Raw genomic sequence first — 11580 nt, forward strand, 5'->3', positions numbered from 1 at the left:
ATCACAGGCGTCAAATTTAAAGACGGAATTGAAACCACACAAAACGACCAGATCGCTGCATGACCCACAAACCTCAAACACCAGATTTGACAATAACTCCCGTTGCAGACGCCCCTCCTTCAGGTGGCGTGTCCGCAGAGCCACAGACCGCCTCATTGCCGGAAGGATTTCCCGAGACCATCACCTTCCCCTTCGACAGCCGCATTGTCAGCGCGTCGGGCGGTAAACCCCCAGAATATGCCAGCCGGACCTACCAGGTGGACGGGCAAGTCAGCGATACGGTCGATTCAGTCGTCACGTTCTTTACCGCCATGATCGAGAAGAATGGCTACGAAATCCTTGAGATCGAAAAAGGGTATGCAACGCTGATCCGATTTGACATGATCGGTTTTGACTACGCCAGCGTCATGGTGATGGACATGTCCGATGATGGCACCGCAACATTCTCGATATCCCTGATCATGGATCCGGAGCCGGAATAGGTAGTCCTAACTTGTGATTGCATTGACCATGCTTCTTGCATACCCGTAGAAAGGCCGCGACATTGTCCAGGGTCGTTCTACGGGGACCAGCATTTGACGACCACGCCGGATAGTGACGCTCCGCAAGAGCCCAGCCGCCACACGCTCGGCCTGTCCGAAGAGCTTTTGGCAGAGACGTATGACGTTCTTCGGCGTATCGCTTCCCGGCAACTCGGGCGACAACGTCCAAGCGCGACCCTGAATGCGACGATGATTGTCCACGAGGCCTGGCTCAAGCTGTCAAATGACAGCGGTCGTCGCTTCGCCGACCAGAACCACTACCTGGCGACCGCGTCGCGCGCTATGCGTCAGGTACTCGTCGACCATGCCCGGCGAAAACTAGCGGAGAAGCGCGGCTCGGGCGCTGAGCACGTCAACATAGACGATCACCAGATACCGGGCAGCACCGCAGAAACCCAGATCCTGGACATCGACGCCGCCTTGGCCGCACTTGCCAAGAAAGCGCCGGATCTCGAACGCATCGTAGAGTGTCGGTTCTTTGCAGGCCTTACAGTCGAGGAAACCGCGCACGCGCTCGGACGATCAGGCAGGACTGTCGAGCGCGACTGGGCCCGCGCCCGCACCTATCTGGCCGAATTCCTCGATTCACAGTCCTGAGTTTCCGGCAGTCTGCGGAACCCTACCACTTGAATATCTTGCGTACTGCCTTTGCCGCTTCGTTTCTCGCTTTCCCGCGCACCTGGCGATCAACTTCATTTTTTGCTGTGTCAGCCGCATCACCGGCCACGTCCCCCGCATACCCTCCAGCGGCGCCAAACACGTCGGGCACGCCACCCCCTCCCATGGACATAACCTGATATCCGGCAGGTACTTCGAAGAGTTCGTCTGTCTGAAAGGACCGTTGGAGACCGTTGAGGTCGTAGCTGATATTCTCGGCGCGCTGACCCGGCTCAACCTGTGTCATCCGCATACGCACCGTGATATTTTCTGGCGTCGTCCAGACATCACCTTTTGTCGTGGCGCCGCCAGACACACTTGCCCGCACGAAGTGATGATCAGTTAGCACGCCATTCGCCGTTTCGCGTCCGATGAAGCGCTTTTCCAGCACAGCCGTTTGCTCACCCAGGCCAACGAGAGGCGATTTGGCCTGTTCGGCTCCAAAGGGAATTTCCGTGGCAATGCCTTCATCCGGTGACATCGACCACATCGTCTGGGCGTCATCGCGCCATATCCGGATAACGGTCTGTCCCTTCTCGGTCATTTCAGTGCGGGTCTTGCCAGGTTTGGAATGGACAATCTGGTTAACGCTTCCTTCGTCGGTGACGATCGTGCGCTGGCCCTGATAAGAAACGATTGGTGGTCCGAAGACGGCCATCTCCTGCGCCTCAGCCTGACCGGCTGTCGCGAAAAGACACCAAGCTGTTGCCGACATGACAATTGTGTATCGAAGCATGGTGGGATTCCCTTTGAGTTTGTTGTGCGTCCTGTTGTGTAAAACGCATCCTCGTGCCGTGATCCGCCATATGCATCTGCGTGGCGGACTTTCCCCGGACATTGCGTGAAGGGATTGGGAACAGGGATGCACGCGGGCCAGGCTGGCGTAATGATGACTTGATAACCGACGTTGTGAGCGGGACACTCATGACGGATCAGAAAGGTATGCCTTGGGCACCGCGGACAACTCTCAGTGGAACCGCCTCGACGCGGCATTCTCGGCGGCTCTAGAGCTGCCCGAGGACGCGCGGCAGGAATGGCTGGTCAAGGAACTGGCCGGCACACCCGACGTGCTCAGACGCGCGACACAGCTGCTCGACAGGGAGCGCGATAGCCGCTCGCGGTTTGAAGGCCTGCAAATTATGCGCTCTGCGATGCTCGACGAGGTATCGACCGGGATGGACGGCTTTTCCGACGATCCCCGGATCGGTGCCAGGTATGGTCCGTGGCGCATCCTTCGCCGAATAGCCGCCGGTGGTTTGTCTGTCGTTTACGAAGCCAATCGTGACGATGGCCGATACGAACAGACGGTCGCCCTGAAAGTCATGCGCGCCGGCATGCAGAATGGCGAGGCTGTTCGCCATTTCCTGCGCGAACGCCGTATTCTCTCGACGCTCGATCATCCAGGCATTGTGCGCATTCTTGATGGCGGAGAAACAGCCACTGGCGCCCCTTGGCTTGTCATGGACCTTGCGCCGGGGCGCCCCATAACCGCCTATTGCAACGGGGCTGATCTCGGCCTGAACGCCCGTCTTGCTCTCGTCGCCGACGTTGCCGACGCAACGCAGTCAGCGCATTCCAAACTGATCGTTCATCGCGACATCAAGCCGGACAACATCATCGTGTCGGATGATGGCCGGGCGCGGTTGCTCGACTTTGGTGTATCCAGCCTCGCCGGTGGCTTGAGCGATCCTGACGGAACGACCGCCATGACGCCCAACTACGCGTCACCGGAGCAGCTGCGGTTGGAGCAGGTCACTACGGCGAGTGATATCTACCAACTGGGCCATGTCCTCTCGGAACTCTGCGCGGACATGACACTGCCTGCCGGCACGCAGGCTGTCATTCGCAAGGCGATGGCGCAGGCCCCGGATGACAGGTACCCCTCAGCGGCAAGTTTCGCCAATGACCTCCGGGCCGTGCTGGATGGCCGCGCGCCTGCTGCCAGACCGGACACGCGCCTCGAGTCTGGTTACCGATTCGTCCGCCACAACCGGGTCGCATCGGGTCTGGCAGCACTCCTGATCCTTGGCGGTGTTGGCTGGGGCATGATGCTTTCGGTCCACGGACGCGAAATGAATCGCGAACGTGCCATTGCGATGGCTGAAGCCGATCGGGCTGATCGCGGCAAAAGCGTTCTGCTGGACCTGTTTCGCCGGCTCGATCCATTGGAACTTGACGGCGCAAAGTCGAACCTCGGCAATGCGACATCGATACTGGAACCGACGCTTGACGACGTGCGCGAACGCCTGACGGACGATCCGGAACTGCAGGCCGAGCTCATCGGCTGGGTCGCTCGCGCGAAGGATCGCTCCGATAATCTCAAGGAAGCCAGGTCACTTGCAGACGAGGCGGTCGGTCTTCTGGCTTCTTCAGGTGCGCAGTCTTCCAATCAATATGCAGCGGCCCTAGCTTATCGAGGTACGCTGGATATCCAACTTGGCGAGGCAAGCCAAGGAGCGGCGCAAATCGAACAGGCATTGACCATTGCCCGCGCGTCACCAGAAGGCGATTTAGGCGCTCTCGACACGTTTCTTACAGCTGCATGGTCCCACGCAGGCGAATGGGAAAAGCAACGCGTCCTCTTCGAAGAAACTCTTCCTCGCGCGCTGGCATCGGCCTCCATCAATGGCGAGATCGAGGCGCGGTCAGGGTTAGGGCGGGCACTCGGCGAACTGGGTAAACTTGCTGAAGCCGAGGACCATATTCGGAGGGCCGTCGCGTTGACGGAGTCCACCTATGGACCAGACCACGTTCGCCTTGCACTCCCCTTGTCCGATCTTGGACGCATACTGAGCGATCTTGGGCGCACCGATGAGGCGATATCAATACACCGCCGCGCGCTTGCCTTGTCCACGGACGCGTTCGGTCCGCTCAACTCGTCGACGCTATCCCACCAGAACAACCTAGCCAACGCGTTGTCCAGTGCCAAATCATACGGCGACGCCATCACTCTATACGAGGCAATACTGTCGTCCCGAATCCTGATCTCAGGCGACGATGCATTGGAGGTCGGCGATGTGTACCAGAATCTCGCGGTGAGCCAGGCCCAGGCAGGTCGACCTGAGGACGCGCTTGTCTCCCTTGCCAGGGCGGAGAAGATATTCGATGAAAAACTATCTGCCGGACACCCCCGGCGCGCCTTCCCGGCCCTGACACGCGCTGCCATCATGCTGGACTTACATCGCTATGATGATGCTGAAAGAAATGCGCGAAACGCCTTTGAAGCGCTTTCGCAATCTCTTCCCCAGGGACACTTTGCGACCGAAGTAGCCCGGTGCCGCATTGGAATGTCCCGCCTCGGCCTTGGCGACAGGAAAGGTGCGCATATCCATCTTGCTACTGCACTTATGGCGTTCGAGACACAACCCGCTATTCCTTCCGCTTCTGTTGCATCTTGCAGAGCTGCCGGACGTGAACTCGGCCTGGTGACTCAGCCCTGAGGAATGATGCTTAGTGAAATCACGAGATGGTCGCCCGCAGAATCGACCTGCATGTGGGCCACTGTGCCGGGCGCCAGGCCATTGCCTGAGAATTGTATCAACTGCGGCGTCGCGGCTGCAGCATTCCCCTCATGCTTGTATCCCGCCGCCAGCAGTCCTTCACGCAGGCTTGCGGTCACGGTCGCCGCATCGAGGTCTTGCCACGAGTAGCCCTGAAGCATGTAGCTGGCGTGCTCATCGGATGGCAGCTTCATCCGGCTCGTTTCGAATATCACCATGTCCTGAGGCAGCGGTATATTCTGCGGCAACCAAGCGGGCCTCTCTGACGGCACTTCACGACGCGCCTCGGTTGCGGTCTGGCCCGTCTTGTTTTCCTGAAGCGGCGGCTCCGACATGCCGCAGGCTGTGAGCATGACGGCGCAGGCAGCGAAAATTGCAAAAGGGGTCCTATTCACGTCTTACTGCTCCATGTCTGCTGGATAGAGATTGATGGACACCGCGAGAAAACCGGTCTTCGGGTTCAACTGGATTTCCCCTTTTCGATGCCCTGTGCCACCAAAAATGACGCTGCGAATATGACCGGTCGAATTGTCGTACAGGGTGTATCCGGCGGACTTGTAGGTGGATTTGAGGGCGATGAACGCAGCATCAACATCTCGCCCCGCCGTCGCCTTTCCGCGAAAGGTCGTCATCGTCTCTGATTGCGTGCACGTTTCGATTTTAAACCCGTCCGGAACAGCAATCTCGTCCGGCAGGCGTTCGGCACACACCGAACTGGCTGTTGCAGGTCTGGTATCCAGATCCGGCGCGATGGAATCTGCGCTCGTCTGGCCACACGCCGCCAGTCCGACGGCGAAGGCGATCGCGCACAATGTCCCGCAAGGCATCATTTTGATTGGTCGTAACGGCATTTTTGGCTCCCGTGGACTATATCTCCACCCTCTTCAACGTGCGCAGCAGCCCGGACCCGCCAAAAATTGATGCCTCAACCAATGCCTGTCTCAGGATGATGGCGAACTTCCCTGGCGGATTCCGTCGCTGCATTGCGTATCCATCAGTAACAGCCAACGGCTTTCGCCAAGTCCGCCGGTCAAATTCCGCAAGGCAGGAACGCAGCCATTGGGCATGTTGCTGCGTGTAGAGCTTCATTTCGAACAGGAGAAGACGCCCTTGTCTCTTAGATTAAAAGTTCTCGCTGCAGTCTTCGCACTCTCGTCGAGCTTTAGCGCAAGTGCGGCGCCGCGCACCTATATTGCGCCGGCCGCAGAACGCGATTCTGCCCGCGCTATTGCCGATGCCTACAGGGATCTGTCATCAAAGATTCCGCTGGAACTGTATGATGTCGATGGCCTTGCAGAGAGCCTGGACTATGACGTTGCGGCCGCGGCGAATTTTGTCCGCGAGAAAATAGCTTACGATCCGTATCTCGGCGTGATGCGCGGACCGCAGGGAGCGATTTCCGCTTCGGCAGGCTCCAGCTGGGACCAGGCCGTTCTCCTGGCCGCTCTGATCAACGCCATGGCTGGAGAGGCCATGATCGTGAAGGGTACGCTTGAAAAGAAAGATGCTGAACGCCTCCTGCAGGTCAGTTTCAGCGACCGGGCACCTCTGTCACCTGGCCTCGTGGTTGATGATGTTACAGAAGCACTCAAGCCATTCGTGCCCAAAACACGCTTGGATGAGATCATCGCCGAAGCACGTGAATTGGAAAAGGATGCCGACAAGAATGCCCTCGCAGCCGACCGGGACGTATCTGACCTCGCAAAGAAGCTCTCGGCCAGCCTCAAAACGGCGGGCGTTTCCATCGCGCTGTCCGATGCCGACCTGACAGACCGTCTTGTCGATCAGATCGCCGAGGAATATGTCTGGGTACGCTACCGGAACACGCCCAATGACCCATGGGTCGATGTTCATCCGGCATTCCAGAATGCTGTCACCCCCAAAGTAGAACCTGAAAGCTTTATTGCCGGAACGGTGCCCGATGACAGGCTGCACAAGATAGAAATCCGTCTCGAGATCGAACGCAAGACCGGTGACAAGTATGAGCGCATCAGCATCATGTCGCCTTATCGCCGCCCAGCGGCCAACCTTGCTTTGACGCAGGTCAGCATCGGGATCGCGCCGGACACGGTTCGCAGTGACGGCGAAGCGTCTTTTTTCACTCCGGTCATGAACCAGGCGCCTGCCGAACGCGCGCAGGCATTTACATTGCAGGGTTTGACTGCATCAGCCGAGGACTTGGCTGCCGGACCCGCGATCTTTGCGACGGTCGGATCGAAATATGCCGGGGCGTTGGGCGGATTGAACGCGACGGATGGGAAAACCGACACCGCCCCCAGGCTGAGCGGCGTGATTTTAACGGTGATCCACATATCACCGGGCGGGGCATCGACCAGTGTGGAACGCCGTCTGACGGATTTCCGGCTGGAAACACCTGAATCGCCGAGCCATCTGGTAAGTTTTCAGGGGATCCTAGACGTGAATGTCGGGCGTGAGAACGGCGCGCGTGCCATGAAGGACGTGATGGAATCCACGGCTGACCTGATGAGAACCATACCCTATTTCAAGGCTGTTATCGAAGGGAGAATGACACCAGAGGAGGCCCTCGCCCACCCTGCCTTTTCCGCTGAAAATTCGAAACCTGTTTGGTCAGAGATGCTCGCGGCGGGAAACGCATTCAATCCTGATGTCGCCCCCGCGAAGGAGCTCGTGCGATTTGGCCCCATGGTCTCAATGCAGCGCACGCAGACCGTTGCGGGTGCGATTGGTATTGTCCGAAAAACGATGGACATTTTGGTCGACGAAACGCTGTCTCTGACATTCGCCAATGGCGCAGTCTCAGTCAGCCCGTCGGGCAATCTGGAACAGGGTATACGCGCGACGCTAGCCGAACACGAGCTCGGAGCAGGTTCCAACGAGACCGACTGGAAATTACTGAAGGCTGGTCCGGTTCTCGAAAATGCACAATCGGTTGCGACGTGGAGCAATCAGTCGATTGCGCCCCTGGCATTGCGTGATCGCCTGAATGCCGATTCTGAGTCAGGCACTGTCCTCGTCATGCTCGACGGTGTGGATGAGCCTCTCTGGTGGCGGGTCAATACACAAACGGGACAGACGCTGGGCATGGGGCTGAACGGGGGCCAAGCGACGATCGAAGAGGCCATCATGAAGCGGATCTCCCTTGGCATAGCACTGGGCGGATGGGTGATGAGCGCCCAAAGCTGCGTCGATACCTACAAGGGCAACACGACCATGCAGAATTGCTGTGTGTTGGGAAACACGATGGTCGCAATCGGCACGGCTGGGGCGATGGGCCCGGTGAGTGGTTTCTTCAAACCCGTAGGCCGCGGCCTGGAAGCTGCGATCGGCTACATAGTGACCCAGCTGACGCTTGAAATTGTTTCAGCTCCCTTGGGATCAATTGCCGGGCGTCCGATCGAGCAGGTCTGCAAGAAGGTAACCCAGTGACGGGCGCGGCACAGAAATGTGCGATCCTTAGGCGAGCCATCCGGCGAAAAGCATGGTTTGTCGTGATGGCGCTCCCGGTCTTGGTCTGGGCTCTGCTATATTCTGACGGCCCGGCATGGAGCCAGCTCCCCGACTTGTCCAAACTTGACGGGACATCGGATGTTCCGCCCCTGGAGAGCACGCCGCTTAAGTTCGTGGACGGATTATCCGAAGTCAAACTCATGCTTGTTGGAAGTACCGTCTACAGTTTTGACGTTACCGACACCGCCGACATCTACAAAATATCCGCTGAGGCAGACGAGCCCGTAAGCATCGTCCTGGAAGCCAATACGATTGAGCTCAATGCGCGCAATCAACCGACCGCCCGCACCAAGTTGCTGAGCGACTCCGCACGTGGATTTGGAGACCGAACCGCGAGATTGCCCGTCACGACTTTTCAGCCCGGTCGCATCTATCTTGGACTCGCGCCGCTCAACCCCGTTAATGTCACGCTCAAGGTCGAGCGGATTGATCCAGCGCAGTCTCCTGCATCGCTCCCCGATACGCCAGGCAAGGCCGTGGAAACTAGTAACGATGTCAGCGGCACGGGCAATGGTAAGATGCATTGCATGATCCCTGCCCTTCTGTCGGCTGACAAGATCGCGGATCTGGTCCTTGTCAGCGCGCCGACGAGTTCGGTGGAGATGTATGTCTACTCCCCCAAGGGCGAGCGACTCGAATCGCGCGCGGGAAAGGGTGTTGTCGCGATCTCAGGCATTCGGGCGGACGGCGGTACGGTGTGCGTGAAATCTTCGATACCGTCCGGCACAATCAGTTGGCGGCTCCTGACCGAGCCCAGCCAATATGGCGATGGGCCGATAGAGCCCAATTCAAACCTGAAACTCTCAGCCGGGCCAGGTCTGTCAATCGGCAAGACTTATACGTTGCCTCTTGATGCTCGAGACGAAGACAAATTCAGCTTGTCCAAACTCGCCGGAGAAGATGCGGTTGGTGTGCGCGTCAAAAGCGCAGTGAAAGTGAGACTGTGCCTGAAGGAGACAGATTCGAAAGTTGAATGCCTGGACGGTCAGGACATCAGCCTGGCACCTTTCCGGATCACGAAAGACACTGTCCTGACAATCAACACCCAGTCCACTACCGGCGGACTCTACGAAATTGGTCTGGAACGTTTGTCAGCAAACCCGCTGGACACCGTGTTTGAGCCCAATGCAAGACCTGGTTTCCAGCCGGTGAATGAAGGTGCGTTCCGGATGCAGGGCACACTTTCGGCAAACGACGATACCGACGTGATCGCCTTCAATGCCGGTGACACCGGCCAACTCTGGCGCATCGTTGTACTGGGCGATTCTGTCCGCCAGATTGAGTTGAGCAATGCCATGGGTAAGATAGCCAACATCCGCCGGCATTCAGGAAATACACGAAGACTCGTTACACCGGACGTCTATCTCGAACCCGGTCCGGTGTACATCAGCCTTTACGGGACAAAGGGTGACTACAAAGTCATTGCCAAACCTCTGGGGAGTCCTCGAGCGGATTCCGAACGCGAGCCGAATGAGAGTATGCCGCGACGGCTTTCCATCGGCCAAACCATTACCGGGGTGTCGCCTGATGGCGATGAGGACCGCTATTCCCTGTATTTGCCACGTAATGCCGTCGTCGAAGTCTCACTCGATGTGCCCCCCGGATCCGAATATTACACAACGTTCTCAGCCGCGTCGCAAAACGCTTCTGCCAGCCTCGACCGCCAGGTCATAAAACCCGGCGGCTGGAAGAGGGCCGTTTTGGTCCCGGCCGGCGAGCATGAGCTGAGACTCCAACCACGCACAGGAAGCCCCGCAGAGTACAAACTGACGGCGCGCTACGCTAACCCCTTCCCTGTCACCGCACCGGCGCCCTTGAAACTTGTTGTGGCGCGCGCCGCCGATGTGAGCGCCTATTCCCTGTTCAGGCAGCGTGCGACAGCCGTTCTGAAAATCACCAACACGACACAGGCGCCGGTCACAGGGACACTCGACTTCTGGTTCGCCCGCCCCGGTATCGAAGTCATTCCCTACTCCGTGTCACTGGCCGCCGGCGAGACCCTGACGAAAAGCGTCAGTTTCCTGCTTCCGGATGACATCTACGATGGCGAGCTTCCCGTTTTTGTTGCCGTACGCGCCGAAACCGGCACAGTTCTCGCCAGCACCCGTTACCGACTGAAAGCCGATTCCCGCAATTCGCCGGTCGGCGCATTGCCAGCGCGCCGTGTTCCGTCAGCCATGGCTGGCGGCATCAATGTGGCCCGGACCAGCCTTGGTGCGCGATGGCTCGAAAGTGACGGCATCGGCATTGGCAAGGATGGCGATTATGCAAGCGGCAATCCGGCAGGTGCAGGGAAGCTGCTGACGCTGACGGATGGGTTTATCACCCAAGGAGGAGAGCATGAGGGCGTTCTCTCTAACGGCGGGAAGCGCGTCCTCAGCCCGATACTGGACCTGCCCGGCGACACGGCGATCCCCATAGCCGGAATCGGCATCAATACGCGCCTGGATGCGCCACAAGGCATTCTTGGGTTTGCCATCGATGTTTCAAGCGATGGCAGGAAATGGCGAGAAGTACTGGCAGGTGACCACGAAAAATGGGGACAGACAGCTTATTACCCGTTTCCGGACGGCCCGGCGAACGCTTTGAAAGTCAGGCTGCGAGTCACCCAGCGACGAGGCGGAGAAACAAACCGCGTCTCGCTTAGCGGTTTCGAAGTGATCGCCCTCCCCGGCCACTCGGGCCTCAAAGATCTGAATATTGCAGACAAGGAGCTCGGCGCGCTCGTATCAGGCACCCGCAACATGCGGGTCGACCGGCATCTGCAAATTGACACAACGGGAGCCAAGGTCACGACGTTGCCAGGCAAAGAAGGCAATCCCACGGATTTCAACAATGCCATCACGTTCCGTAACCAGCTGGAAGCGGATGTCGAAGCCATTGAAGCTGTATATCCGGCAAAATTTCCGGATAACAAGTGGCCATTTGCCAGCGCAGCCATTGTCTATGCTTCGGCCTATGGCCCCTTAGGGCCTTTCAATGAGATCGGCCGGTTTGACTTGCCGGAGCAACCACAGCCCGATCAGCGGATCCGGTACGAACTGCCCGAATGGTCATCTGCCCGCGCTGTCAAAATTGAGTACGAACACCCCGAGGGCGCATACTTCCATGCCCCGATGACAATTAAGGTCATTGAACGGCCCGAGGACAACACATACCGGTCGGTTCTCGGCACCTGGGGCGAATTCTCAACAGTCAAAGGCGCGGGAAGACAAGACACCCTCGATATAGCCACGTTGAAACTGGCATTCGTCTCTGTGCGCGGATGGTTAGATCACTTTGTCGGCGCCGTCCTGGGGCATGTCGATTCAGATAAAACCGCGACGGTCACACACAAAGAAAATCGTGTACTGGTGACGGGCGCACCTTTTTCAGATGGCTATGTCGAGTTC

The 11580-nt window shown here is 58.2% G+C and carries 8 protein-coding genes; 5 read left to right on the forward strand and 3 right to left on the reverse strand.

Features of this window, described 5'->3' with window-relative positions; genetic code table 11:
* The first annotated feature begins 128 nt into the window (after positions 1-128).
* Positions 129-482 carry a hypothetical protein gene (locus ACESNB_RS15630; RefSeq protein WP_373008976.1) on the forward strand — a complete coding sequence of 118 codons (354 nt, stop codon included), beginning with the start codon at positions 129-131 and terminating at the stop codon, positions 480-482.
* Positions 483-575: 93 nt separating this feature from the next.
* On the forward strand, positions 576-1139 hold the full coding sequence (locus ACESNB_RS15635) for an ECF-type sigma factor (RefSeq protein WP_373008978.1): 564 nt from the start codon (positions 576-578) through the stop codon (positions 1137-1139).
* A 22-nt stretch (positions 1140-1161) separates the two neighbouring features.
* Here the strand turns inward: ACESNB_RS15635 and ACESNB_RS15640 are convergent, their stop codons facing one another.
* The gene (locus ACESNB_RS15640; protein ID WP_373008980.1) at positions 1162-1935 is read right to left on the reverse strand and encodes a hypothetical protein; all 774 of its coding nucleotides are present in this window, start codon (positions 1933-1935) and stop codon (positions 1162-1164) included.
* Positions 1936-2146: 211 nt separating this feature from the next.
* On the opposite strand from ACESNB_RS15640, the gene ACESNB_RS15645 reads away from it, so the two are divergent.
* Positions 2147-4639, forward strand: coding sequence for a tetratricopeptide repeat protein (locus tag ACESNB_RS15645; RefSeq protein WP_373008982.1), 2493 nt, complete (start codon positions 2147-2149; stop codon positions 4637-4639).
* Here the strand turns inward: ACESNB_RS15645 and ACESNB_RS15650 are convergent.
* Positions 4630-5094 (reverse strand): hypothetical protein, encoded by a 465-nt coding sequence (locus ACESNB_RS15650; protein WP_373008984.1) that lies wholly within the window; start codon positions 5092-5094, stop codon positions 4630-4632. The genes ACESNB_RS15645 and ACESNB_RS15650 overlap by 10 nt on opposite strands.
* A gap of 3 nt (positions 5095-5097) precedes the next feature.
* Positions 5098-5550 carry a hypothetical protein gene (locus ACESNB_RS15655; protein ID WP_373008986.1) on the reverse strand — a complete coding sequence of 151 codons (453 nt, stop codon included), beginning with the start codon at positions 5548-5550 and terminating at the stop codon, positions 5098-5100.
* Between the two features lie 214 nt (positions 5551-5764).
* Here ACESNB_RS15655 and ACESNB_RS15660 point away from each other — a divergent pair, with 214 nt between their 5' ends.
* Complete coding sequence (locus tag ACESNB_RS15660) at positions 5765-8107, forward strand: hypothetical protein (RefSeq protein WP_373008988.1); 2343 nt, start codon at positions 5765-5767, stop codon at positions 8105-8107.
* A 134-nt stretch (positions 8108-8241) separates the two neighbouring features.
* The coding region (locus ACESNB_RS15665) for a hypothetical protein (protein WP_373008990.1) at positions 8242-11580 on the forward strand (3339 nt) is incomplete at its 3' end.

Source organism: Hyphomonas sp., from assembly GCF_041689225.1.
GTDB lineage: Bacteria > Pseudomonadota > Alphaproteobacteria > Caulobacterales > Hyphomonadaceae > Hyphomonas.

Coding starts and splice junctions, on each gene's coding strand:
- ACESNB_RS15640 (WP_373008980.1), bottom strand. CDS start 1,935: ATGCTTCGATACACAATTGTCATGTCGGCAACAGCTTGGTGTCTTTTC.
- ACESNB_RS15655 (WP_373008986.1), bottom strand. CDS start 5,550: ATGCCGTTACGACCAATCAAAATGATGCCTTGCGGGACATTGTGCGCG.
- ACESNB_RS15660 (WP_373008988.1), top strand. CDS start 5,765: ATGTTGCTGCGTGTAGAGCTTCATTTCGAACAGGAGAAGACGCCCTTG.